Here is a 23,304-nt window from a genome sequence, read left to right on the forward strand (position 1 = left end):
GTAACTAGTTTCTCAAACGCTAGGCCACGCGTCGACACGAGTCAAGGGAGGTTGTAGATGTCGTGGAATGGATGAGAACGACAGCAGTCGGAAGCCGAGCCGCAGCGGTTCGCGAGGACCCGAGCGGATGGCCCCGGTCAACCTGCGCGACGTAGCCACGCACGCCGGCGTATCGGTAGCGACGGCGTCGCGGGTCTTTGCGGGCAACGCGAATGTGCAGCAACCCATCAAGGAGCGGGTCCTGGCGTCCGCCGAGGAGCTCGGCTACGTCGTCAACGGGTTGGCGCGGGCCATGACCGGACGCGGACCACGGTCGATTGCGTTTGTTGTCCGCGCCATGATCGGCCCGACCTTTGCCTCGCTTGCAGCGGGGGTCGAGAGCGTCGCCGGAAAGAACGGTCACTTGGTGCTGATGTGCGCCACGGAAGGCGATGAGCAGCGCGAGAAGGAGCTGATCGGCGTCCTGCGTGAACTCCGAGTCAAGGCTGTCCTCCTCGTCGGATCCACCGAAAGCCACGTCGCATTCGATGAACGGGCGGCCGGCTATGCCAGGGATCTGGCACAAGTGAATGCCTCGCTGATCCTCTGCGGCCGTCCCCCCGTCATCGGCCATCCCGACCTGATCAGCGTCGACTACGACCAGGCGGCCGGTGTAGCGGAGGCGGTGGATGAGCTCGTCGGCCTGGGGCACCGGCGGATTGCCTATGTGGGCGAGCCGCGCGGCATGACAACGGCCGAACTGCGGCTCGACGGATACCAGGCCGCCCTTGCCCGCCACGCCATCGTGCCCGACCCGGCGCTGGTGCGAACGGCAGCCAATTCCGAGGCCGACGGGGCCCGGGCGGTCAGCGAGATGTTGAGCTCCGGTGTCAAAGCGACCGCCTTGGTGGCGATGACCGACAATATCGCAGTTGGCGCCTACCGAGCCGCTCGCGAGCACGGCCTCGCCCTGCCCGATGACCTTTCGATCATTGGCTTTGACGATGTGCCTGTCGTTGCCGATCTCACCCCCGGGCTCACCACGGTGCATCCTCCGTTCTTCGAGGTGGGCGTGCGGGCCGCGGAGATCGCACTCGGCCTTGCGCCGGTGCAGCATGTACTGCTCCCCACTCGTTTCATGCGTCGCGGCTCGGCAGTGCGACTGAACTAAGCTTGCATTCGGCTGCGTGTGTAACTAGTTTCTCATCGATCCGAGTATCGATGAGGCTTTGATGTCACTGCTGCCCCCTTCAAACGCGCCGGCGGAGCGCAGCGGTGTCGACGACCGTTTGGGTGGCCTCGTGACATTCGTCGCCACGATGAACCCACCGGACCTGGCCGGTCGGCTGTTCGGCCCGAATTTCGAGGCTCTGAGGAACGCCGGCGCGACGCCCCTGCATCCCGTGCCGTACACCTCCCTCGACGCGATCGAGGCACGCGAGGCGTTCTCCCGGGCGGAGGTGCTCGTGACCGGCTGGGGAGCCAGCCAGCTCACCGATGGCGACCTCGATGCGGCACCGCGGCTTCGCTACGTGCTGCACGCCGGCGGCCAGGCTGCCCCCTTGCTGCCCGACAGCGCCGCCGATCGTGGCATTCAGGTCTCCAATGCCGGGTGGATAAACGCCATCCCCGTGGCCGAGTTCACTGTCGCGATGATCGCCCTCGCCAACAAGGAAACGTTCCGCGCTCGCCGTCTCTACGGGCGCCGGCGCGACCACATCGACCGCGAGCGGGAATTCCCTACAGCGGGCAATGTGGCGAAGACCGTCGGCATCGTCGGCGCTTCTCGCATCGGCCGCATCGTCATGGAGCGCCTGAGCGGGATGGACGTGTCCGTCCAGCTCTACGACCCGTTCGTCACGCCGACGGAAGCCGCCCGGCTGGAGGCGCGGCTCGTATCGCTCGACGAGCTGATGGCAACCAGCGACATCGTCACCCTGCATCCGCCGCTGAATGCCGCGACCGTCGGCATGATCACCGGCCGCCACATTGCGCTGATGCGCGACGGCGCCACGCTCATCAACACCTCGCGCGGCCTCATCGTCGACCAGGAAGCGTTGACCCTCGAGCTGCGCGATGGCCGGATTGAAGCCATCCTCGACGTCACGCACCCGGAAGTCCTGCGGCCCGACGACGAGCTCTATACGTTGCCCAACGTCTTCCTCACCCCGCATATCTCGGGATCCATGGGCACGGAGATCCGGCGCATGGGCGAGCATGTGGCGAGCGAACTCAACCGCATCGTGCTCGGACGGCCACTCGCCTTCCCCGAGGCTTTGAGATGACCACCACCCTCCATGTGATGGACCTGCCGGCCGTCGGCCGCTATCGCGGGACGATCGTCGCGGTTCCGGGCATCATGGAATCGGCGGAGACGCTGAGCATCACCGCCCAGCACTGGGCCTGCCGCGGCTTCCGTGTCCTCGCCATCGATCCGCGCGGTCATGGCCCCTCCCCGCGCTGGACCCAAGACCTGCTGAGGCGCCATCCCGGTGACGTCATCGTCGAAGACATCCTGTCCGATCTGGACGGTCTGCAGACCGCTGACGACGATCGGCTGGTGCTGTTCGGACATTCTGCCGGTGGCGCTGCCGCGGCAGCTGTCGCCTCCGCTTTGCGCCAGCAGGTCGCCGCCGTCGTTCTCGAGGATCCCTTCTGGAGGCTGCCCGTCACGCCTTTTCAGGACCGGGACGTGGCGGCGGCCGCCGCGGAGCTGAAACGGTTGCAGGCCCTCGGCGACGCCGGGCGGCAAGCCCATGCCGTCGAGATGTTTCCTCGCTGGCCCCGGGATGAGCTTGCGGCGTGGTCGAAGGCGAAAGAGGACATGGACGTCGCACTTGTCGAGCAGGGTGACGTGATTCCGACGCGGGCCTGGCCCACTCTGCTGGACGACCTGGCGGGGGCGGGAGTGCCGGTCAAGATCATCACCGGCACAGTCCGGATCGGCATCACCGCGAACCACCGCGCGATCATCCGCTCATTTGGCGCGGATGTGACCGTGATCCCGGGAGCAACCCACTTCATCCGCCGCGACGCACGTGATGCCTTCCACGATCTCGTCGATCAGTTCCTCGATATTGCATGTCCGGCGTAGTCTGATCGGGAAATGCGGCGTGCGATCAGTCCGGACGAATTCGCCGAGATGATCGGGGCGACCTATCCGGTGTCCGCTTTGCGCCAGGAGCGGACGTTCAGGCGACCGCCTGGCGTGCCAGACCAGACGACGCGATTGCTCTGAAGGCCGCCTCAACGTCGTTCGGGTCTTGCTTTGCGCCGGAGCGCAGCCACCACGTGACGATGGTGATGTATCCGCCGACAACAAACTGAACGGCTACCTCGCGCTCCAGCGCGTCACTGTTGGGTCGGGCCGGAAGTTCTTTGCGGACGATTTCACAGAGAACGTCCCGGATCATTTCGAGGAAGATCTGTCCGCCCTGTCCGCGCATCAGGGCGTGAAAGATTTGGCGCTGCTCGTAGAGGTGGGCCGTCATGAACCGGCTGAAGCCCAGAAGACGGTCCTCCGGGCGATCGCTGCGCTCCGCCTCGGTTTCGTGCTCCGCCACCAACACGCGCTTGAGGTAGTCGCCCGCGCTGCGCAGCAGATCGTCCTTGTCGGTGAAGTGCGCGTAAAACGTCGAGCGGCCGCTGTCGGCGGCGTCCGCGATATCGCCGACCGTGATCTCGTCGTAGCCGCGCTCGACGATGAGCCGGATCAGCGCCTGATGCAGGGCCTGCCGGGTGCGGCGCGAGCGGCGGTCGATGCCGGGCTCCAGCTCCGTGAACATGCCAGGCATGTTTTCGTGGACGAAATGGCCATGGTGTCTCTTATCGGACAAAGCCGCAGTCCTGTTCGTTGCAATTCAAGACATGTGTCCAGTATCACACTGCCGTCTCATAGTCACGGGAGTTGGGCATGACGCTGGATGTATCGACGGCGAAAGCGAAGCGGGGCGGCCAAGGTGGGGCGCTGCTGACCGCCAGCGGAGTCAGCAAGAGCTACGCCACGCCGGCAGGCCAGTTCACCGCCCTCGCAGGTATCGATCTGACCCTCGAACGCGGCGCGTTCCTCGCGGTGGTCGGCAAGTCGGGCAGCGGCAAGTCCACGCTCATCAATCTGCTCACCGGCATCGACCGGCCGAGCGCCGGGACCATCAGCGTCGCCGGCGAGGCGGTGACCGGCAAGTCCGAGTCCGAACTTGCCGCGTGGCGCGGGCGCAACGTCGGGATCGTCTTCCAGTTCTTCCAGCTGCTGCCGACGCTCACCATAGCCGAGAACATCATGCTGCCGATGGATCTTGCGCGGATGGTGCCTGCGGGACAGCGACGGCAGCAGGCGATGGATTTGCTGCGCCGGGTCGGGATAACCGACCAGGCGGACAAGTTTCCTGCCATGCTGTCGGGCGGCCAGCAGCAGCGCGCAGCCATTGCGCGGGCACTCGCCAACGATCCACCGCTGCTGGTGGCAGACGAGCCGACCGGCAACCTTGATTCCAAAACTGCCGAGGGTGTGCTGGAGCTGTTCTCCGGTCTCGCTGCGGCCGGCACGACCATCGTGATCGTCACCCATGAACACGACGTGATGAGCCTCGTCGACCGCACCATCACACTCGCCGACGGACGGATCGTCGGCGATACTGAGCGGGGCTGAAGCCATGCGCTGGATCAAGCTGCTGCGCGACGTGAAGGCCGAGAGCGGGCGGGCAATGCTGATGCTTGCCGCGGTGGGCTTTGCGCTGTTCGCCGTCACCACGATGCTCGCCGCCTACGGCATCGTCACGCGCGAGGTGACGCGCAACTACATGAGCACCAACCCTGCCTCGGCCACGCTCGACATGGCCGAGGTAACGCCACAGATACTCGAAGCGGCAAAGGCCTACCCCGGAATAGCGGATGCGGAAGCACGCTCCGTGGTCGCGGCGCGAGTGAAGGTGGGCACCGAGTGGATGCGGATGCTGCTCTTCGTCGTCGACGACTTCGCCACGATCCGCATGAACCTGTTCATGCCCTATTCCGGCGCCGCAGCTCCGGCAGATGGCGCCATGCTGGTCGAAAAGGTGGCGGCACCGCTGATCGGGGCGGTGGAGGGCCAAACTGTCACGATCAAGACGCCGCATGGACTCGAGACCGCCGTGCGCGTGGATGGGATGGTGCATGATACGACGCTCGCGCCAGCCTGGCAGGAGCAGAGCGGCTACGGCTACATCTCCCGTGCGACGCTTGCGATGCTGGGCGAACTGCCGGTGCTCGACGAACTGCGCATCCTCGTGCCCGGCACTCCGACCCAGGCCGAAGTCGACCGCATCGCCATGGGGCTTGCCGGGCAACTCAAGGCCTCAGGCTTCGATGTGCATGGTGTGAAGGTGCCGCCGCCCGGCCAGCACCCGCATGGTGGCCAGATTGCCATCGCGCTGGCGACCTTCCTGAGTTTCGCCGTGCTGGCGCTGGTGCTGGCGGCGATCCTCGTGGCGGCCGTGCTGGCGGCAACGCTGGCCCGGCAAAGCCGCGAGATTGGCATCATGAAGGCGATCGGGGCGCGGAGCAGCCAGATCGCCGGGCTCTATGTGGTTTTGCTTCTCGGGCTCGGTCTCATCTCACTTATCGTCAGCGTTCCGCCCGGATTGTGGGCAGCGGGACAGTTGTCAGTCCTGATGGCGGACACCATGAACTTCGCCATCGCCGACTTCACCCCGCCAGCCTGGGTCTTTGGCGTCGTCGTGGCCGCCGGCGTCCTGATGCCGCTGGCGGCGGCAGTTCTCCCCATCCTCAAGGCGAGCCGCATCACCGTCCGCGAGGCGATCAGCTCGAGCGGATCGTCTGCCGGCACGGCGGGAGGGCTGCTGGCACGGCTCCTGTCGGGCATTGGCAAGTTCAGCCTCAGCTACGTGCTGGCGGTACGCAACAGCATTCGGCGGCCCGGGCGGCTGGCGCTGTCCATTGCGATGCTGGCGACGGCAGGAGGCCTGTTCATCACGGCCCTCAGTGTCCGCGATGGCTGGCAAGTGATGGCGGCGAACGTCCTGACCGACCGAAAATATGATCTCGAGCTCACTTTCAGCGAACCCGTGACAGGTTCTGTCGTCCGCGACGTTATGGCGCCGATCTCCGGCATCGAAACGGCCGAGGTCTGGGGCTACGAGCAGGCAGCTCTGACCAGCGCAGGAGCGATTGACCTGATGCGCACCTATCCCGACGGCGGCCACGGCAGCTTCGCTGTGCTCGGGGTGCCAGATGGCATGTCGACCGTGGCATTGCCCGTGCGCGGCGGCCGCTGGCTCGAGCCCGGTGACACCAATGCCATTGTGCTCGGGCAAGGCCGGCATCTCAGTGCGGGCACAGAACTCGGCGACCGCGTGACGCTGTCGGTCGAGGGCAAGCCATCTGAATGGCAGGTCGTCGGCTTTGTCCGGGAGATTGGCGGCGGCGGCGCCTATGTGCCCAAAGCCACCTTCGACACGCTCTATGGCGCTGCGGACGCCGGCAAGATGCTGCGGATCCGGCTCACGCCCGGCACCGATCGCGCCAACGCAATCGAGACCATAGAGGCGGCGTTCAACGCGGCGGCGCTCCCGGTCGAGCGCTCGGCACCGCTGACCATGCTCTATGAGGCACTGGTCGGTCACGTCGAGGTGCCGGTGCGTATGATCGTGGCGGCGGCCGTCCTGCTCGCGGCGATCGGCGGGCTGGGCCTTGCCTCGATGACGACTGTCAATGTGCTCGAACGAACGCGTGAGATCGGCATCATGAAGGCGATCGGCGCGAGCCCGGCTGTGGTGCTGCGGATCGTCCTGGGCGAAGCCATGACGGTAGCTATCCTCAGCTGGCTGGTTGCGATCGTCGTTGCTGCACCGCTGGTCCTCGCGATCGGCCAGCTCGCGGCTGGCATGTTCGGATCGGCGCTCCCCTTCACGCTCCCGCCGTCTGCCTTGGCGCTCTGGCTTGGCATCATCCTCGTCATTGCCACCGTTGCCTCCATCTGGCCGGCCTCCCGGGCTGCGCGCCTCGTCGTGCGCGAAGCCCTCGCCTACAATTGAACCCCTGGGAGAACTCTATGCGTCGCACTCTCTTCATCAGCCTTGGCGTCGTGGTGGCCATCGGCCTGCTCGGCTACGCCGCTCACAGCATGAACCTTGTGGGGATGATCATGAGCATGCACACACCGCCCCAGCACTGAAGCGGGGGAGCCCCGCATGCTAGAGAGAGACGACCCGAAAATGTCCGCTTGGGCCAGAAGCAGCCGCTGCACTGGGTCCGCTTTGCGCCAGAAGGTGACGCAAGACTGCCATGCGAAAGCCAGGCTAGGCAACGAGGTCAGCTGGCGTTCGTTGGCAAGTCCTTCTGATCCAGCCGAAGGGCTTCAGCTAGGTCGTCGGCTCGGACCTCCAGCGCTTCCACCCCGCCAGGGTTTGTCAAAATTACGGTCCTTGTCAGAAGATGTGCGGTCCAGGAAACGTCTAGCAGTTCTCGCCTGACACGGACTTCGAACGTCCCCGGATTGTGTGGTTGCTCGAGGCCTGGAAGGGCGAATGGGTGACGGAAGGTCACCCATTCGGTTGTGGCGGTGTCGGATGACATGGTTCGCTCTCCTCGCTGACTATGTGGACGAAGCTGGCTCCATCGCATCGAGCAGCGCATCGACGCGGATGGTTGCGAAGTTCGAGAAGGTGTCCGACACAGCGTAGGGCAGAATGATGCGGGCGCCGTGACGAATAGCGCCGCAGGTATAGACGACGTTGGGGACGTAGCCCTCGCGCTGCGATGGATCCGGATAGACCAGCGGCTCGCGCGAGCGGGCGAGGACCTTTGTGGGGTCGTGCTTGTCGAGCAGCGCGGCGCCGATGGCGTAGCGGCGGACAGGGCCGACGCCGTGGGTGAATAGCAGCCAGCCTTCGTCGAGTTCGATCGGCGAGCCGCAATTGCCGATCTGCACGAACTCCCAGGGCCATTCTGGCTTCAGGATCGGCACGCCACCCTCCCAGGTGAGCAGGTCGTCGGAATAGATCAGGTAGAGGTTCTCGTTGTCCTGCCGGCCGATCATGGCGTAGCGATCGCCGATCTTGCGAGGGAACAGCGCCATGCCCTTGTTGCCAGCAGCACTGCCTTTGAGAGCGCGCATTCGGAAGCTGACGAAGTCCTGGGTCTCGAGCAGTTCCGAGCGGATGCCGCGGCCGTCATAGGCGGTGTAGGTGGCGTAGTAGGTCTGAGTTCCCTCATCCTCGAAGCTGACGAAGCGTGCATCCTCGATGCCGTTCGACTGAAACGAGGTCATCGGAAAGATGACCCGCTCGCTGATGTCCTCGCCGGCGTTGAAGGCGAACTCCACCGGCTCGTCGCTAAAGGGCGGAATCGGCGTCTTGAGGCGCGCCATGCTCGCCAGCCGAGCCGTCGGATCGATGGCGACGCTGCCATCCTTTGAGATCGTGCCGGCCCGGAATGTCAGCGACGACACATGCCCCTCTCCCACCGCCCGTAGGCTCAGGATGAAGCGCAGTCCACCAGGTGGCGCGAGGCTCTGATTGGGGTGAGCAACGATGCTCGGATTGAACAGCGCCGAGGACTCGAACGAGTACTCGTGGAGGAAATAAGCGCCGATCAGCTGGCGCTGAACCGGGGTGAACACCAGGTGTTCCGAAAACGCCTCTTCCATTTCGACGGCGCGGGCATCGAACCCGGCGAGCAGGTTCCGGTGCCGTCCGTCGAAATTGTGCAGCACATCCTTGAGCTGCTGCGACGCACTTTCGACATCGAGCGAGAGGACGCGATCGACGATGTGATTGGCACGGGTCTTTTCATGCGGCTTCAGGTCCTTCGGCTCGGTCGCCGGCTTGAACGGCCGGACGATCACCCGAGCCGGATCAGGTCGCAGGTAAAGTGCCTGCCGGTTGAGGAAGGTGACTGGCGACAAGGCGACCTCTGAACTGTTGATGATGTGGTCTCGCGGGGCGGTACAGCAGCGGCAGCGGCTGCAAGACGTCGACGCGTTCGATACGCCGCATGTCAGCGAGGCCTAGCAGGTACGAGACGACAGACTCGCCGCCACAGTTCTCGTTCGGACGGTCCGGATGGAGGCCGTCCTTGCAGCTGCCGGTCTCGACATCGACCAAGGGCTTGCCCAGGTCGTTGCTGCCGCGGAACCACGCGAAGGCGTGCCGGGCGGCAGCGCGCCAGCGATCGTCGCCGGTGGTTTTCCAGGCTTCGAGGCAGGCGGCTATTGTCGCTGCGGCTTCGACCGGCTGCTGGTCGAAGGCCTTGGGCGGTTGCCGGACGTCTCCGAAACCTTCGGTGCCGACCGGGCGGAACAGCCCGGATGGGGAGGTCTGCCGCTGCAGCAGCCAATCGAGGGTCCGCAGCCCGGCCTCAGCATAGCCGGGTAACCCGGTCGACCGGCCGCAGACGATCAGTGCCTCGCTCAGCCGCGCGTTGTCGTAGCTGAGCCCCTCTTCGAACCAAACCCAATCGCGTGTCTCGACTTGCCGCAGCAGAGCAACCAGGCGATAGGCCAGCCGCAGCCGGAACTGCGAGGCGAAATCATCGTCCGCCTGCACCTCGCAATATGCATTGAGCCCGAGCAAGGTGAACGCCCAAGCCCGCGGCGAGCCGAAGCTCTCCACCGGCGGCAGCGCTTCGGCGAACAAGGCTGCGGCCCAACGCCTACGCGTTGCGCTGACATCATCGCGGGCGGTGACACCGAGCGCCCACAGCGTGCGGCCGTGGCTGTCCTCGGAGCCCTGCTCCTCCAGCCAGCGGCGGTCGAAGCCCATGAAGTTGCGGAAGCGCTTGGTGTCGCGGTTGAAGGCGTGCTGCACGAAGGCGGCATAGGCCGAAGTCATGGCCTCGGGCAGCCGGTCGGCAGTGAAGCCGTGCAGCGAATTGGCAAGCAGCAGGCCGCGTGCGTTGTCGTCGACGCAATAGCCGTGCGAGCGGTCCGGTATGGTGTGGATGGCGTGCTGGAACAGTCCGGTATCGTCGGTCATCGCCCGCAGGTGGCCGATCGAAATCGGTGGCAGGAGCCGGCCATCACCCGGCGGAGTCATGAGGTGAATGCGGGCCGGTTGCGACGGCTGCCGCGCTACGGCGACGGCCTGGAACAGCTCCAGGTAGCGCTCGGCAGTCTGCGTCCAGGTCATCGAACGGCTGGCGGCATAGGCCCGGTTTCGCAGCGCGCGGTGCAGCGGCTCGTTGCCGAGTAGGGCTGCGATCTCGGCACCCATCGTTGCGGCGTCGCCGAACGGCACGAGGATGCCGCGATCGTCGGCCAACAATTCGAGTGCGTGCCAATAGGGCGTCGCGACCACGGCCTTGCCGAGCCCGAAGCTGTAGGCCAGCGTGCCGGAGGTCATCTGCGCCTGGTTGAGATAGGGCGTGACGTAAACGTCGCACATCGAGATGTATTCGAGCAGTGTCGGCCGATCGACGAACTGGTCGAGGAACACGACGTGGTCGGAAATACCCAGCGTCGCGGCGCGTGCCACGAGACCCTCGCGATAGGTTTCGCCTTGGTCGCGGACAAGATTGGGGTGGGTGGCGCCGAGCACGACGTAAACCGCATCCGGCCGGTTCTTCAGCACCGCCGGCATGGCGTCGATCATTACCTCGATGCCCTTGTTCGGCGACAGCAGGCCGAAGGTCAGGATCGTCGTCTTGCCGGCAAAGCCGAGCCGCTGCTTGGCGCCGTCGGGTTCGACGAAGGCGAAATCGGGGATGCCGTGGGGGATCACCTCGATCTTCTCAGATGCCGCCCCATAGGTGCCGACCAGCAATTCGCGTCCCTTGTCCGCCATCACCACGACGCGCGCCGACACGGCGATGATACGTTCGAGCACCCGCCGCTGTGCCGTGCTCGGCGTTTCGAGGACGGTGTGGAGCGTCGTGACTACTGGGACGCTGAGGCGATCGAGCAGTTTGAGGATATGCGCGCCCGCCTCGCCACCGAAGATGCCGAACTCGTGCTGCAGCGAGACCGCATCATACTCACCCGCGTTGATGATCTGGGCAGCACGGACGTAGTCGTCCTCATGCTCTTGCCGCACCTCAAAGCTCACGACGGGCGGGTAGACATAATCTCGCCCGTTGTCGGTCATGGCGACAATGGCCGTCTCGATGCCGATCGGCGAGGCAGCGACGGCCTGCTGCAAATCGGAGGTGAAGGTGGCTATGCCGCAGCGACGCGGTAGCGAGTTGCCGATGAATGCCACGCGGTGGATGGCCTTCATGACTGCCCGCTCCACGGCAGCGTCGGCGCGCCCTTGGAGGAGCGGCCGAGGCCCAGCTCCGGAAAGCGCTCCGCCATCAGCTCCATCGGGATGCCGTTACGGCTCTGCAGCAGGGCGGCAATCGGGCTGTTGGCGACATAGGCCATCAGCCCCTTGGCACCGCGCTCGCCGGTGCGGACCGTCGCTCGGTGCCCCTTGAGAAACATTGCTTCGCCGGAGGCGACCTGCATCAGATCGAATGCCGCCTCGCCCTCGAGGATCAGCACCCAGGTTTCGCTCATCGCATCGACTTCCCAATGCGAGTTGGGCGCGAGGTCGATGCGCTCCAGAACGAAGTACGGGCTTTGCGCCATTACGTTGCGCACATCGGACAACCGGGTCGGGGCGAGCTGTGCGGTCGCCGGCCCGGGGGTAGATGCTCCGACACCGCCATCGAGATGCAGCTCGCGCTGGCGGCCGTAATCGAACAGCCGGAATGTCGCGTCGCTGCGTTGCTGGATCTCGGCAATGACGAGGCCCGCGCCAATGGCATGGATGGTCCCCGCCGGGACCAGCAAGGCCTCATCAGCCTTTACCTCCTGCCATTGCACCAGCTCGGGGATCGAGCCGTCGGCGATGGCGGCGCGCAGCTGCGGCGCCGTCAGCTCGCGCTTCAGGCCGAGAGCGACCCGCCCCTCCGCGGTGGCGGAGAGCACGTACCAGGCCTCGGTCTTGCCATGCGGCAGGCCGATGGACTTGGCGAACGCATCGTCCGGGTGCACCTGGATGGAGAGCGGCTCATCGGTGAAGAGGAGCTTCAGCAGCAGCTCCGGTTCCGGCGCCTGGCGGTCGGCACGCTGGAACCACAACTCCCCCACCGCGACGCCGTCATGGCCGAGTTCGCTCCACGGTCGCAGGTCGGTCTTGCCCCAGGGTTTGCGCACCACCGTCGTCGATGAAAGTTCCATAGTCATGGTGGTCTCCTGGGGTAAGGCAGTCGGTTTGCGGGTGGGCGTCGCTCGATGTCGCTATGCCCGCTTCTTGTTCGGTGGCGAACTGGACAGGTTGGCCTTGGCCAACAGCCCTTCGCCTGCAGCCGGCGCGGCGACCTTCACCTGCTTGGGCTTCTTGGCTTCGCGATTGCTGTGTTTCTGGCTCTTGGCCATGGCAGACTCCTTGCACCGATGGTGCTGTTGGAACGACGGTGGTGATGGGCGTCAGGCGGCTGCGAATGCTCGCTCGGCGAGCTGGTGCTGGTATGATGCTGGAGCGCCATCGGCGACGCGATGGTGCCGCTCGACCAGCACATGCGGGTGGGCGGCACCAACGCCGAGAACCCGACGGTTCGCATAGAAACTGCGATTGGCTAGCGCCGTCGCAACGGCGTCACGCTGGCCCGCGAACATGGCGTCGTCGTTCGATACGGTCGCGATGTAGCGCCAGGACTGTCCTGTGGGATGGTGCGGCAGCGCCGCAGGGTTGTCCGCGTCGACGACGAGAGACGGACCACCAGCCCGCGCCCCGTGTGGGGCGCCGGTTGCATAAATCTTCAAAAACACTTGATGTCCTAAGTCTGCCCAGCGTGCCGAGAAATCACGGCACACCGATATCAATCAGCTCGGGCAGCAGGGAGCTTTATAGCTCTGCGCCTTTGCAGGCGCGTTGTCCAATTTATTCGGGATCGCAATTGTGGCGGCCAGACCAGATACTTTTTGGGTGGACGTAAAAGCTTTAGCTATCGGCAGTTTAGCTCGCTACTCGAACGAATTTGTGGGACGCGCCGGTAAACCGAGTGATATGCCCGCCCCAAGGAGGAGCGCCGATGGCCACCATGTACTTCGTCCAGGGCTTCCGCTCGAAAGGGCGAAAGCTCGAGCCCGACCTGCCGCAACCCGCCAGAAGCCCCGAGGCAGCAATCGCCGCCGCCGAACGATTGGCGCCGACACGCTCAGGCGTCTGGGCCTACTCTGCCAACATCGACCAGGAAACCGACACCTACGACGAACCACGCGAGCTGTTTCGTAGCGGCACCCTGCCTCCCGGGCTGGGGGAATAGCAGCCGGTCAGCGGATGCCCGGCAATCAACGTACCGGCGGGATTCAACGACAATCTGCTCGGCTTCCCATGGCCTTCAAGCTGCTGCCCTCTTGGACAAGTGGCTGGACTCGCAACTGATTTGGCACGCTATGCAGATATCTTAAACTGTCGGAGGTCATCAGTGGGCCTCTTCTGGATTGCCTCAATCCTCGCGGAACGTGTGCATCACCTGATCGAGCAACGGCTTCATCAGGTAGGCGAGAACCGTGCGGTTGCCCGTCTCAATGAATGACTCTGCTGGCATGCCGGGCACCAGTCTCGTCCCCTTGGCGAGGCGAGCCAGTTGCTCGCTGTCGACTGAGAGGCGGACAGTGTAGAAAGCAGCCCCGGTCGTTGGGTCGACGGAGGTTGCTGGCGAGATAGCCCGCACCGAGGCGAGCAGTTCCGGAGTCACTCGGGCGTCGAGGCTGGAGAGGTGCAGTATGACGCCCTGGCCCGCGCTGATCTTATCGACATCCATCGGACTGACTCTAGCATCAACCAGGATGTCAGGATTTGCCGGCACTATCAGCATCAGAGTCTCGCCGGCGGCGATCACCCCGCCCACGGTCTGCACCTTTGACTCATGGATCATTCCCGGCTGAGGAGCGCGTAGTTCGAGTCGCTTCAGCCGGTCCTCAGCTGCAATCTTTTGCTGTAGGAGCTCGGCGACACTGGCATTGACCTGCACACCTGGCATAGGCCTCATCAAGAATGCCGCACGTTGATGTGGATTTGCACGAGCACCCCGGATCCGTTCGTCGTTGCGCGGCGTCCCTTCTCTCTGCGTACCAGCAACAGATGTGACGGAGCGAGCATGAACTCGTCGCTGCCGATCGTAACTGCGAAGGTGCCGGCGAGGGCTAACATCATGGAGCAATCAGCCAAGCTGGTCGTCCGCATGGCGTCGCGATGAACACCAACACTTGCCGTCGCTCGGTCCCGGGCCACCATCACATTGAGGTCTCGCGACGGCCCGCGCACGTTTTCGGCCCGCGTGGTCCAGTCGCCGGAGAAGTGGACCGGCACCAGCGGCTCGACCGGGGCGACGCGGCCGTGAGGGCCGAAATCGAGGTCGAACCCTTCGCCTTCGCTGAGCATCAGGATGCGGTCGATGCCCGGGAAGGGCGAAAAGGCGCCGGCCTCGAGCACATCGGCCGACGAAAGGCGCCACAGCATGGCGCCATCCGCATCGTCTTCGCGGGCAAGCTCGAGCGTGGTGCCCCGGCCGTTGCGCCAGGGCATCGCGGTGAAATCGGCGGGGCCGAGGACCCGCGCCTGCATCAACGCGCCAGCATCGGCAGGTCGAGCCCCTGCTCGCGGGCGCAATCCCGGGCGATCTGGTAGCCGGCGTCGGCGTGGCGCATCACGCCGGTGCCCGGGTCGTTGGTCAGCACCCGCGCGATGCGGCGGTCCGCCTCTTCCGAGCCATCGCAGACAATGACCATGCCGGAATGCTGCGAAAAGCCCATGCCGACGCCGCCGCCGTGATGCAGCGACACCCAGGTGGCGCCCGACGCGGTGTTGAGCAGCGCGTTGAGCAGCGGCCAGTCCGAGACGGCGTCCGAGCCGTCCATCATCGCTTCGGTCTCACGGTTGGGGCTGGCGACCGAGCCGGAATCGAGGTGATCGCGGCCGATGACGATCGGCGCGGAGACGGCGCCGGAGCGCACCATTTCATTGAAGGCAAGGCCCAAGCGGGCGCGCTGGCCGAGCCCGACCCAGGCGATGCGGGCCGGCAGGCCCTGGAAGCTGATGCGCTCGCGGGCCATCTCCAGCCATTTGTGGAGGTGCGCGTCGTCGGGGATCAGCTCTTTGACCCGCGCGTCGGTCTTGTAGATATCCTCGGGGTCGCCTGAGAGCGCCACCCAGCGGAACGGCCCGACTCCGCGGCAGAACAGCGGGCGGATATAGGCCGGCACGAAACCGGGGAAATCGAAGGCGTTCGCGACCCCCTCCTCCTTGGCCATCTGCCGGATGTTGTTGCCGTAGTCGAACACCGGGACGCCCAGCTTCTGGAAATCCAGCATTGCCTGAACGTGGATGGCCATCGAGCGCTTGGCAGCCTTGGTCACCGCTTCGGGCTCGGTGCGGGCGCGCTCGCGGTACTCGGACCAGCTCCAGCCGATCGGCAGGTAACCGTTGAGCGGATCGTGGGCCGATGTCTGGTCGGTCACTAGGTCCGGGCGAACGCCGCGACGGACCAGTTCGGGCAGGATTTCGGCGGCATTGCCGAGGAGCCCGATGGAGACCGCATCACCCTGCTTGGTGTGATGGGCAATGAGCGCCAGCGCGTCGTCGAGGTCGCGCGCCTGCTTGTCGAGATAGCGGGTGCGGAGGCGGAAATCGATGCTCTGCTGCTGGCACTCGATGTTGAGCGACACCGCGCCAGCGAGCGTCGCCGCCAGCGGCTGCGCGCCGCCCATGCCGCCGAGCCCGGCGGTGAGGATCCAGCGGCCCGCGAGCTTGCCGTCATAGTGCTGGCGGCCGGCCTCGACGAAGGTCTCGTAGGTGCCCTGAACGATGCCCTGGCTGCCGATGTAGATCCACGAGCCTGCCGTCATCTGGCCGTACATCATCAGGCCCTGCGCATCGAGCTCGTTGAACTTTTCCCAGGTGGCCCAGTGCGGCACGAGGTTGGAATTGGCGATCAGGACGCGCGGTGCGCCGGGATGGGTCTGGAACACGCCGACGGGCTTGCCCGATTGCACCAGCAGCGTCTGGTCGTCCTCGAGCCGCTTGAGTGTGGCAACGATGGTGTCGAACGATTCCCAGTCGCGGGCGGCGCGGCCGATGCCGCCATAGACCACCAGTTCCTTGGGATTTTCCGCAACATCCGGATCGAGATTGTTCATCAGCATCCGCATCGGCGCTTCGGTCAGCCAACTCTTGGCCGACAGCGTGCTGCCGCGGGGGGCTCGGATTTCGGTGTCACGATAGCGGGTGTTGCTGAGCATCGTCGCGCATCCATGTTGCCTATACAAGCATGTATAAGCTAGGACAGGATTTGCGATCTGGCAATCGGCAAAATTGAGGGGCCTAGCGAGACGGCGGCGCGCTGGCTCGCGACTCCAGGCGATAGCGGCTGCCCGGGTAGAGCAGCCGGGCCAGCGACACGACACTGTCGCCCGACCAGGTGCGCCGGCGGATCATCAGGCAGGGCTCGGTGCGCTGGATTACCAGCAGCTTGCATTCCCACGGCTGCGGCATGGCCGCTTCGACGACATGCTCAGCCTGGCTGAGCGGCGCCTCGCGCGTCAGATAGGCGTTCGGAGTGATTGTCGTGAACTCCTGCGCGAGATAGCCCGGCGCCGAAGCCGGATTGACGAAGCGATCCTCGATCTGCACCGGCACATCGTTCTCGCTGTGCACGACGATGGAATGGAACACCGGCGCCCCGATCGGCAGATCCAGCGCATCGGCCGTCTCCGGTGAGGCATTTTCTTCTTGCAACAGAATTACTTGCGCCGAATGAACGTGGCCGCGCTCGGCGATCTCCTCGGCGATGTTGCGCACCTCGAACAGCGCCGACCGCCCCTTGCGCTCGGCCACGAACGAGCCGACGCCCTGGATGCGCACCAGCTCACCTTCGCTCGCCAATTCCCGCAGCGCCCGGTTGGCCGTCATGCGGCTGACCTTGAGTTCGGCGACCAGCTCGTTCTCGGAGGGCACCCGGTGGTTGGGCGGCCACTCGCCGCTGCGGATCCGGTCGAGCACGAGTTGCTTCACCCCCGCATAGAGCGGAGCGGGATCGTTGGCCGCATCCTTGGCGCCCTTGCCGCGCCGGGCGGCAGCCCGCTGGTCAGCGGGAAGGACGGGCGCCTTGTCGGTTACGGCAGTCTTCCTGTCCATATGCCTATTCCTTCAGCAAATTCACAAAGTGCACAATCGCTTCACTTTTCAGCTTGCGTCGTGAATGAATATGCATATGGTACCCTATACAACTGAGCACAGGCAAGCCGGCAATGCCCGAACCCGTCGCCCATCGATTGCACGCCGAGCGAGCCCTGCTCGCCGAGGGATGGGCGTCGAATGTCGCGATCGAGATCAGCGCCGGCGGAATCATAGAGGCAGTTGTAGCGCAAGCCGCGCCGCTGCCGGGTGATTTCGTCGCCGCCGGCCCGGTTATCCCCGCCCTGCCAAATCTGCACTCGCACGCCTTCCAGCGCGCCATGGCCGGCCTTGCCGAGATCGCGGGAACGGGCGACGACAGCTTCTGGACCTGGCGCGAAAAGATGTATCGCACCGTCGGTCTGCTGACCCCCGACGACGTCGCGGCGATTGCCACCAAGCTCTATGTTGAGATGCTGAAGGGCGGGTTCGGGGCCGTCGCCGAGTTCCACTACCTGCACCATGGGCCCGGTGGCGCGCCCTATGCCGACCCGGCGGAAATGTCGAAGGCAATCCTTCGCGCCGCGTCGGCCGCCGGCATCGGGCTGACGCTGCTGCCGGTGTTCTACGCGCACGCGAATTTCGGCGGCGCTGCGCCCAATCCCGGCCAGGCGCGCTTCATTCACGATGTCGACGGCTTCCTGGCGCTTATGCAATCGCTGGGTCCTAGTTGTGCCGACGCCGGCGCAGCGCTCGGTTACGCCTTCCACTCCCTGCGTGCCGCGACGCCCGATGAGATGCGCGCCATTCTCGCGGCGGCGCCCTCCTCCGGCCCGATCCACATCCACGTCGCCGAGCAGACCAAGGAAGTCGATGATTGCCTCGCCTGGAGCGGGCGCCGTCCGGTCGAGTGGCTGCTCGACGAGATGCCGGTCGACGAGCGCTGGTGTCTGATCCACGCTACCCATATCGAGCCGCCGGAGATCGCGCGCATCGCGCAATCTCGCGCCGTTGTCGGCCTCTGCCCGGCCACCGAGGCCAATCTGGGCGATGGCGTTTTCCCCGGCGTCGACTATGTGGCGGCTGGCGGCCGCTACGGCGTCGGCACTGACAGCCATGTCGCGACCAGCGTCGCCGACGAGCTGAGGCTGCTCGAATATGGCCAGCGGCTGCGCGACCGTCGCCGCAATCGGCTGGCCAGCGCTCCGGGCCAGTCGGTGGGCCGCTCGATCTTCGACAGTGCCCTTACCGGCGGGGCGCAGGCACTCGGCCAGCCTCTCGGACAGATAGGCAAGGGTAAGGTCGCCTCGCTCGTCGTACTCGATGACACCGACCCCTATGTCGACGCCGCCATCGACAACCAGATCCTCGATCGCTGGCTGTTCGCCGTCGGCGACCGCGCTGTGCGCGATGTGATGGTCGCCGGCAGCTGGCGGATCCGCGACCGACACCATCAACAGGACGAGCAGATCGACCGCGATTTCCGCGCCGTGCTCGCCAAGCTCTCCAACGCCTAACGCCTACACCTCATGCAACGACGACCGAACAGGAGAACCAGAATGAACGCAAAGCATCTGATACTCGCCGGCGCCCTCGCGCTGACCGGCTTCGCCGCCATCCCCGCCCAGGCCAAGGACTGGACCACCGTCACGATCGCGCTCGAGGGTGCTTACGCTCCCTGGAACCTCACCAATCCGGACGGCACCATCGGCGGTTTTGAAGCCGAGCTCGCCGCGGACCTCTGCGCTCGCATGAAGGTCGAGTGCAAGCTGATCGCCGCCGATTGGGACGGCATGATCGAGAGCCTCAATGCCGGCAAGTTCGACGTGATCATGGATGCGCTGTCGATCACCGAGGAGCGGAAGCAAGTCATCGCCTTCTCGGTCCCCTACGCCGCAACCCCGGCCACCTTCGCCACCGTGAAGGGCTCGAGCCTCGAAAACCTCGCCGGCACCGGCACCACGGTGAAGCTGACCGGCGATCTCGCCGCCGACAAGGCCACGGTCGACACCATCCGCGACGCCTTTGCCGGCAAGACCATCGGTATCCAGGCCGCCACCGTCTACGCCAAGTTCATCTATGACAACTTCGGCGCCACCGCGACGGTGAAGGAATACAAGACCGCTGCCGAGCGCGACCTCGACCTCGCGTCGGGCCGCATCGACGCCGGCTTCGACGACGCGACCGTGTTCAAGGCTGCGTTCGAGGCCCCCGAATATGCCGAGCTGGCCTTCACCGGCCCCGAAATCGGCGGCCCGATCTGGGGCGAAGGCGAAGGGCTCGGCCTGCGCCAGGCCGACACCGACCTCAAGGCGCTGTTCGACACCGCGATCACTGCGGCGCTGGCCGATGGCACGGTCAAGACGCTCAGCGAGAAGTGGTTTAAGGTCAACATCGCACCCTGATCAGCGCGTTTGCGAGGTGTCCGCCGCGATGCGGACACCTCCCCACCGCCCGGTGTCCTGCGACTTGTCTTTGACGGCTGGAGCAGTCCTTCATGACGATTTTCGACACGCTTGGATTTGGACCCACGGGCTGGGGCGGGCTGCTCCTCATCGGGGCATTGACCACCCTCGCCGTCACCCTCGCCGCATTGGCGCTGGGCTCGGTGTTCGGTGCCCTGGTTGCCTGGGCGAAGCTGTCGCGCGGCTTGATCCCGCGCTTTGTTGGCGACGCCTACACCACGGTGTTTCGCGGCGTGCCGGAACTGCTCATCATCTATCTCGTCTATTTCGGCGGCTCGCGCGCCGTCACTTCGATCGGGGCGGCGTTTGGCATCGAGGGGTTCCTCGGGTTGCCGTCGTTTCTCGCCGGTGCGCTGGCGGTGGGCGTGATTTCCGGTGCCTACCAGGCCGAGGTCTATCGCGGCGCCTTCCTCGCCGTCTCGCGGGGTGAGATCGAGGCCGCCCGCGCCATCGGCATGAACCGCATGCTGCGTTTCCGGCGTATCGTCGTGCCGCAGGTGCTGCGCTTCGCGCTCCCCGGTCTCGGCAATGTCTGGCAGTTGAGCCTCAAGGATTCGGCGCTGGTCTCGGTGACCGGCCTTGCCGAGCTGATGCGCTCGAGCCAGGTCGCGGCCGGATCGACCCACCAGTATTTCCTCTTCTACATCGTTGGCGGTGCTCTCTACCTGATCCTCACCTCGATCTCTGACCGGGCCTTCGGGGCAGCCGAGAGACGCGTGGGCAGGAGCTTCCGCGGCGGCATCGGCCGGACCTGAGGACAAGAGCAATGGACATCGCCTTCCTCTCCGACACCCTGAACAAGCTGCTCGCCGCCCTGCCGACGACCCTGGGGCTGTTCGTCCTCTCGATCACCCTCGGCGGCATTCTCGCGCTCGGCGTCGTGTGGATGCGGGTGAGCCGCAACCCGGTGCTCAAGCGCTTCGCGGCCGGCTACATCTTCATCTTCCGCGGCTCGCCGCTGATGATCCAGATGTTCCTCGTCTATTACGGCCTCAGCCAGTTCCCCGAGGTGCGCCACAGCCTTGCGTGGCCGGTGCTGAAGGACGCCTTCGCCTGCGCCGTCATCTCGCTGGCGCTTTGCACGGCCGGCTACACGGCGGAGATCTTCCGTGGCGGCCTCCTGGCCGTGCCGGCCCGCGAGATCGAAGCAGGACGCGCCACCGGCATGTCGGGCTTCACGCTGCTGCGCCGTATCATTGCGCCGATCGCGCTGCGCCAAGCCCTGCCGGCCTACTCGACCGAGATCGTCTTGATGCTGAAATCGACGGCGCTGGCCAGTCTCGTCACCGTCTGGGAGGTCACGGGCGTTGCCCAGCGCATCATCTCGCAGACCTACCGGACGATGGAAGTCTTCCTCTGCGCCGCTGCGATCTACCTGATCCTCAACTTCATCATCGTGCGGCTGTTCGCCCTTCTCGAGTACCGGCTGTCGCCACATCTGCGACCCGCAAAGCAAGTTGCCACACCCCGCCCGACCGCACTGGAGACGCACTCATGACCGCCACCACTGCCCTCTCGGTGAAGAACATCCAGAAGTCCTTCGGCAGCCTGCAGGTGCTGAAGGGGATTTCGCTCGACGCACATGAAGGCGACGTGATCTCGATCCTGGGCGCCAGCGGCTCGGGCAAGAGCACTTTCCTGCGCTGCATCAACCTGCTCGAGACCCCGGACTCCGGCGAAATCACCGTCGCCGGAGAGCCGGTCATCATGCGCAAGCGCCGTGATGGCCGCGAGGAGCCGGCCGATCACCGGCAGGTCGACCGCATCCGCTCCGAACTGGGCATGGTGTTCCAGAACTTCAATCTCTGGAGCCACATGACGATCCTCCAGAACCTCATCGAAGGTCCGGTGCATGTGCTGAAGCGACCGCGCGCCGAATGCATCGACGAAGCCGAGGCGCTGCTCGAAAAGGTCGGCATCGCCGACAAGCGCCACCACTACCCCGCGCACCTTTCCGGCGGCCAGCAGCAGCGTGCCGCGATCGCCCGGGCGCTAGCGATGAAGCCAAAGGTCATGCTGTTCGACGAGCCGACCTCTGCGCTCGACCCAGAACTCGTGGGCGAAGTGCTGCGCGTGCTGCGAGCCCTCGCCGAGGAGGGGCGCACCATGCTGGTCGTCACCCACGAGATGGGCTTTGCCCGCAACGTCTCGAACCGCGTCGTCTTCGTGCACCAGGGACTGGTCGAGGCCGACGGGACGCCTGACGAGCTGTTCGGCGAGCTGAAGTCGGACCGCTTCCGGCAGTTCGTCTCCGGTCTCGGCGCCTAGGATCAAGCGGATGCCGACCATCGTACTCGATGCGCCGCTGAGCTGGCGGGACATTGCCGCCGTGGCGGATGGCGCGACGCTGGAGCTTTCTCCCGTGGCGCGGCAGCGCATCGCGACGGCCCGAGCGATTGTCGAGGCGCTGGTCGAGAAGGGCATCAAGGCCTACGGCGTCAATACCGGCGTCGGCGCGCTTTCCGACGTGGTGGTCGATCGCCAGCAACTGAGGACGCTGTCGCGCAACATCATCCTCAGCCACGCCTGCGGCATCGGCGCGCCACTCTCGCCCGGCGAGACCCGCGCCATCATCGCCACGCAGATCAACAACTACGCGCATGGCCATTCCGGCGTGCGGCTGGAGGTTGTCGATGCCCTGCTGGCGCTGCTCAATGCAGGATGCGTTCCAGAAGTCCCCTCGCGCGGCTCCGTCGGGTACCTCACTCATATGGCCCACGTCGCGCTGGTCCTGATCGGCGAGGGCTTTGCGACGGTCGGCGGAGAGCGGGTGGGCGCCGCCGAGGCCTTGATCCGGATCGGCCTGTCGCCACTCGTCCTCGAGGCGAAAGAAGGTCTGAGCCTCGTCAACGGCACGCCCTGCGCTACCGGTCTGGCAGCCGAGGCGCTCTCTCGAGCTGAGCGACTGTTCGACTGGGCCGACGCGATCGGCGCAATGACGTTCGAGAACCTCGGCGGCCAGCTCGCGGCATTCGACGAGCACGTGCTGGCGTTCCATGCCTCGCCCGGCCTGCAGATCGTCGGCGCGCGCCTGCGCGATACGCTCGCCGGCAGCGAACTGCTCGCTGCAGCACAAGGCCGCCGGACGCAGGATGCACTAAGCCTCCGGGCCATCCCGCATGTCCACGGCGCCGCGCGCGACGCGCTCGCCCACGCGGCCGAGGTGGTCGACCGAGAGCTCGCATCCGTCACCGACAACCCGCTGGTCGCCGGCTCGCCCGAAGCGCCGCGGGTTCACTCCGAGGCCCACGCCGTCAGCGCCGCCATCGGATTGAGCATGGACGCCCTAGGCGTTGCCGTCGCCGAAGTCGCCGCCATGTCCGAGCGCCGGCTCGACCGGCTGGTCAATCCGCTGGTCAGCGGCCTGCCGGCCTTTCTCGCCGTCGATAGCGGCGCGGCGTCCGGGTTCATGATCACCCAGTACGTCGCCCTCTCGCTGGTCAGCGAAAACCGGCGCCTCGCCGCGCCGGCCAGCCTCGATGGCGGCATCACCTCGGGCCTGCAGGAGGATCACCTCGCCCACGCCACGCCCGCTTCGCTGAAGGCGCTGGCGATCCTCGACAACGCCGAGCAGATTTTCGGCATTGAACTGCTTGCCGCGGGGCAAGCCTACGAGCTTCAGAACAAGGAGCTGCGGCGCGCCGCAAAGACCGACGCCCTCTATCGGGCGATGCGCGCCAGTGTCGGTCCCTACACCGACGACCGGCCGTTTGCGCCCGATCTCGCAACGGCGCGGACCCTCATTCGTAGCGAGCGTCCCTGAC

Annotated in this window: 23 protein-coding genes; 13 read left to right on the top strand and 10 right to left on the bottom strand. The window is 65.6% G+C overall.

Features of this window, described 5'->3' with window-relative positions:
• Positions 1–67 precede the first annotated feature (67 nt).
• The 3 genes from AC1DYL_RS02330 to AC1DYL_RS02340 all read left to right on the top strand — a co-directional run bounded on the left by AC1DYL_RS02330 (position 68) and on the right by AC1DYL_RS02340 (position 3,073).
• Positions 68–1,150: a LacI family DNA-binding transcriptional regulator gene (locus AC1DYL_RS02330; RefSeq protein ID WP_477171908.1), complete on the top strand. Its 1,083-nt coding sequence runs from the start codon at positions 68–70 to the stop codon at positions 1,148–1,150.
• 61 nt (positions 1,151–1,211) lie between these two features.
• Positions 1,212–2,264 carry a hydroxyacid dehydrogenase gene (locus AC1DYL_RS02335; RefSeq protein ID WP_477171909.1) on the top strand — a complete coding sequence of 351 codons (1,053 nt, stop codon included), beginning with the start codon at positions 1,212–1,214 and terminating at the stop codon, positions 2,262–2,264.
• Complete coding sequence (locus AC1DYL_RS02340; protein ID WP_477171910.1) at positions 2,261–3,073, top strand: alpha/beta fold hydrolase; 813 nt, start codon at positions 2,261–2,263, stop codon at positions 3,071–3,073. Before AC1DYL_RS02335 ends, AC1DYL_RS02340 begins: the two co-directional genes overlap by 4 nt.
• A 97-nt stretch (positions 3,074–3,170) precedes the next feature.
• On the opposite strand, the gene AC1DYL_RS02345 is transcribed toward AC1DYL_RS02340, so the two are convergent.
• A complete protein-coding gene (locus tag AC1DYL_RS02345; protein WP_477171911.1) occupies positions 3,171–3,815 on the bottom strand; it encodes a TetR/AcrR family transcriptional regulator in 645 nt (214 codons plus the stop codon).
• Positions 3,816–3,892: 77 nt separating this feature from the next.
• Between AC1DYL_RS02345 and AC1DYL_RS02350 the strand changes: the two genes are divergently transcribed.
• Genes AC1DYL_RS02350 through AC1DYL_RS02360 form a run of 3 tightly spaced genes read left to right on the top strand, consistent with a single transcriptional unit; the run spans position 3,893 to position 7,150 of the window.
• Positions 3,893–4,627: an ABC transporter ATP-binding protein gene (locus AC1DYL_RS02350; protein WP_477171912.1), complete on the top strand. Its 735-nt coding sequence runs from the start codon at positions 3,893–3,895 to the stop codon at positions 4,625–4,627.
• Between the two features lie 4 nt (positions 4,628–4,631).
• Complete coding sequence (locus AC1DYL_RS02355; RefSeq protein ID WP_477171913.1) at positions 4,632–7,010, top strand: ABC transporter permease; 2,379 nt, start codon at positions 4,632–4,634, stop codon at positions 7,008–7,010.
• Between the two features lie 17 nt (positions 7,011–7,027).
• Positions 7,028–7,150, top strand: a complete 123-nt coding sequence (locus AC1DYL_RS02360) for a hypothetical protein (RefSeq protein ID WP_477171914.1) — start codon at positions 7,028–7,030, stop codon at positions 7,148–7,150.
• 420 nt (positions 7,151–7,570) lie between these two features.
• On the opposite strand, the gene AC1DYL_RS02365 is transcribed toward AC1DYL_RS02360, so the two are convergent.
• Genes AC1DYL_RS02365 through AC1DYL_RS02385 form a run of 5 tightly spaced genes read right to left on the bottom strand, consistent with a single transcriptional unit; the run spans position 7,571 to position 12,721 of the window.
• Positions 7,571–8,881: a glycoside hydrolase family 130 protein gene (locus tag AC1DYL_RS02365; protein WP_477171915.1), complete on the bottom strand. Its 1,311-nt coding sequence runs from the start codon at positions 8,879–8,881 to the stop codon at positions 7,571–7,573.
• Positions 8,832–11,189: a glycosyltransferase family 4 protein gene (locus AC1DYL_RS02370; RefSeq protein ID WP_477171916.1), complete on the bottom strand. Its 2,358-nt coding sequence runs from the start codon at positions 11,187–11,189 to the stop codon at positions 8,832–8,834. Before AC1DYL_RS02370 ends, AC1DYL_RS02365 begins: the two co-directional genes overlap by 50 nt.
• On the bottom strand, positions 11,186–12,142 hold the full coding sequence (locus AC1DYL_RS02375; protein ID WP_477171917.1) for a class I mannose-6-phosphate isomerase: 957 nt from the start codon (positions 12,140–12,142) through the stop codon (positions 11,186–11,188). Before AC1DYL_RS02375 ends, AC1DYL_RS02370 begins: the two co-directional genes overlap by 4 nt.
• A 54-nt stretch (positions 12,143–12,196) precedes the next feature.
• A complete protein-coding gene (locus tag AC1DYL_RS02380) occupies positions 12,197–12,334 on the bottom strand; it encodes a hypothetical protein (RefSeq protein ID WP_477171918.1) in 138 nt (45 codons plus the stop codon).
• Positions 12,335–12,385: 51 nt separating this feature from the next.
• Positions 12,386–12,721, bottom strand: a complete 336-nt coding sequence (locus AC1DYL_RS02385) for a hypothetical protein (protein WP_477171919.1) — start codon at positions 12,719–12,721, stop codon at positions 12,386–12,388.
• 269 nt (positions 12,722–12,990) lie between these two features.
• On the opposite strand from AC1DYL_RS02385, the gene AC1DYL_RS02390 reads away from it, so the two are divergent.
• A complete protein-coding gene (locus tag AC1DYL_RS02390; protein ID WP_477151986.1) occupies positions 12,991–13,224 on the top strand; it encodes a hypothetical protein in 234 nt (77 codons plus the stop codon).
• A gap of 183 nt (positions 13,225–13,407) precedes the next feature.
• On the opposite strand, the gene AC1DYL_RS02395 is transcribed toward AC1DYL_RS02390, so the two are convergent.
• From AC1DYL_RS02395 to hutC, 4 genes are all read right to left on the bottom strand, one after another.
• Positions 13,408–13,935, bottom strand: a complete 528-nt coding sequence (locus tag AC1DYL_RS02395) for a beta-barrel domain-containing protein (protein WP_477171920.1) — start codon at positions 13,933–13,935, stop codon at positions 13,408–13,410.
• 17 nt (positions 13,936–13,952) lie between these two features.
• Complete coding sequence (locus AC1DYL_RS02400) at positions 13,953–14,528, bottom strand: HutD/Ves family protein (protein ID WP_477171921.1); 576 nt, start codon at positions 14,526–14,528, stop codon at positions 13,953–13,955.
• Positions 14,528–16,201, bottom strand: coding sequence for a urocanate hydratase (gene hutU / locus AC1DYL_RS02405; RefSeq protein WP_477171922.1), 1,674 nt, complete (start codon positions 16,199–16,201; stop codon positions 14,528–14,530). The genes AC1DYL_RS02400 and hutU overlap by 1 nt, the downstream gene beginning before the upstream one ends.
• An 82-nt stretch (positions 16,202–16,283) precedes the next feature.
• Positions 16,284–17,096: a histidine utilization repressor gene (gene hutC / locus AC1DYL_RS02410; RefSeq protein WP_477171923.1), complete on the bottom strand. Its 813-nt coding sequence runs from the start codon at positions 17,094–17,096 to the stop codon at positions 16,284–16,286.
• A gap of 113 nt (positions 17,097–17,209) precedes the next feature.
• On the opposite strand from hutC, the gene hutF reads away from it, so the two are divergent.
• From hutF to AC1DYL_RS02440, 6 genes are all read left to right on the top strand, one after another.
• The gene (gene hutF / locus AC1DYL_RS02415) at positions 17,210–18,592 is read left to right on the top strand and encodes a formimidoylglutamate deiminase (protein ID WP_477171924.1); all 1,383 of its coding nucleotides are present in this window, start codon (positions 17,210–17,212) and stop codon (positions 18,590–18,592) included.
• Positions 18,593–18,634: 42 nt separating this feature from the next.
• The gene (locus AC1DYL_RS02420; protein ID WP_477171925.1) at positions 18,635–19,480 is read left to right on the top strand and encodes a transporter substrate-binding domain-containing protein; all 846 of its coding nucleotides are present in this window, start codon (positions 18,635–18,637) and stop codon (positions 19,478–19,480) included.
• A gap of 92 nt (positions 19,481–19,572) precedes the next feature.
• The gene (locus AC1DYL_RS02425; protein ID WP_477148612.1) at positions 19,573–20,295 is read left to right on the top strand and encodes an ABC transporter permease; all 723 of its coding nucleotides are present in this window, start codon (positions 19,573–19,575) and stop codon (positions 20,293–20,295) included.
• Between the two features lie 11 nt (positions 20,296–20,306).
• The gene (locus tag AC1DYL_RS02430; RefSeq protein ID WP_477171926.1) at positions 20,307–21,038 is read left to right on the top strand and encodes an ABC transporter permease; all 732 of its coding nucleotides are present in this window, start codon (positions 20,307–20,309) and stop codon (positions 21,036–21,038) included.
• Positions 21,035–21,808 carry an ABC transporter ATP-binding protein gene (locus AC1DYL_RS02435; protein ID WP_477171927.1) on the top strand — a complete coding sequence of 258 codons (774 nt, stop codon included), beginning with the start codon at positions 21,035–21,037 and terminating at the stop codon, positions 21,806–21,808. The genes AC1DYL_RS02430 and AC1DYL_RS02435 overlap by 4 nt, the downstream gene beginning before the upstream one ends.
• 10 nt (positions 21,809–21,818) lie before the next feature.
• Positions 21,819–23,303, top strand: a complete 1,485-nt coding sequence (locus AC1DYL_RS02440) for an HAL/PAL/TAL family ammonia-lyase (protein WP_477171928.1) — start codon at positions 21,819–21,821, stop codon at positions 23,301–23,303.
• Position 23,304: the final 1 nt, after the last annotated feature.

This window comes from Devosia sp. P1_H9 (genome assembly GCF_056405135.1).

What these genes read in the sequence shown, in the direction of transcription:
- AC1DYL_RS02380 (WP_477171918.1), bottom strand. Translation starts at nt 12,334, where the DNA reads ATGGCCAAGAGCCAGAAACACAGCAATCGCGAAGCCAAGAAGCCCAAG.
- hutC (WP_477171923.1), bottom strand. Translation starts at nt 17,096, where the DNA reads ATGGACAGGAAGACTGCCGTAACCGACAAGGCGCCCGTCCTTCCCGCT.
- hutF (WP_477171924.1), top strand. Translation starts at nt 17,210, where the DNA reads ATGCCCGAACCCGTCGCCCATCGATTGCACGCCGAGCGAGCCCTGCTC.
- AC1DYL_RS02400 (WP_477171921.1), bottom strand. Translation starts at nt 14,528, where the DNA reads ATGCAGGCGCGGGTCCTCGGCCCCGCCGATTTCACCGCGATGCCCTGG.
- AC1DYL_RS02340 (WP_477171910.1), top strand. Translation starts at nt 2,261, where the DNA reads ATGACCACCACCCTCCATGTGATGGACCTGCCGGCCGTCGGCCGCTAT.
- AC1DYL_RS02370 (WP_477171916.1), bottom strand. Translation starts at nt 11,189, where the DNA reads ATGAAGGCCATCCACCGCGTGGCATTCATCGGCAACTCGCTACCGCGT.
- AC1DYL_RS02440 (WP_477171928.1), top strand. Translation starts at nt 21,819, where the DNA reads ATGCCGACCATCGTACTCGATGCGCCGCTGAGCTGGCGGGACATTGCC.
- AC1DYL_RS02335 (WP_477171909.1), top strand. Translation starts at nt 1,212, where the DNA reads ATGTCACTGCTGCCCCCTTCAAACGCGCCGGCGGAGCGCAGCGGTGTC.
- AC1DYL_RS02435 (WP_477171927.1), top strand. Translation starts at nt 21,035, where the DNA reads ATGACCGCCACCACTGCCCTCTCGGTGAAGAACATCCAGAAGTCCTTC.
- AC1DYL_RS02420 (WP_477171925.1), top strand. Translation starts at nt 18,635, where the DNA reads ATGAACGCAAAGCATCTGATACTCGCCGGCGCCCTCGCGCTGACCGGC.
- AC1DYL_RS02430 (WP_477171926.1), top strand. Translation starts at nt 20,307, where the DNA reads ATGGACATCGCCTTCCTCTCCGACACCCTGAACAAGCTGCTCGCCGCC.
- AC1DYL_RS02375 (WP_477171917.1), bottom strand. Translation starts at nt 12,142, where the DNA reads ATGACTATGGAACTTTCATCGACGACGGTGGTGCGCAAACCCTGGGGC.
- AC1DYL_RS02355 (WP_477171913.1), top strand. Translation starts at nt 4,632, where the DNA reads ATGCGCTGGATCAAGCTGCTGCGCGACGTGAAGGCCGAGAGCGGGCGG.
- AC1DYL_RS02390 (WP_477151986.1), top strand. Translation starts at nt 12,991, where the DNA reads ATGGCCACCATGTACTTCGTCCAGGGCTTCCGCTCGAAAGGGCGAAAG.
- AC1DYL_RS02330 (WP_477171908.1), top strand. Translation starts at nt 68, where the DNA reads ATGGATGAGAACGACAGCAGTCGGAAGCCGAGCCGCAGCGGTTCGCGA.
- AC1DYL_RS02425 (WP_477148612.1), top strand. Translation starts at nt 19,573, where the DNA reads ATGACGATTTTCGACACGCTTGGATTTGGACCCACGGGCTGGGGCGGG.
- AC1DYL_RS02350 (WP_477171912.1), top strand. Translation starts at nt 3,893, where the DNA reads ATGACGCTGGATGTATCGACGGCGAAAGCGAAGCGGGGCGGCCAAGGT.
- AC1DYL_RS02360 (WP_477171914.1), top strand. Translation starts at nt 7,028, where the DNA reads ATGCGTCGCACTCTCTTCATCAGCCTTGGCGTCGTGGTGGCCATCGGC.
- hutU (WP_477171922.1), bottom strand. Translation starts at nt 16,201, where the DNA reads ATGCTCAGCAACACCCGCTATCGTGACACCGAAATCCGAGCCCCCCGC.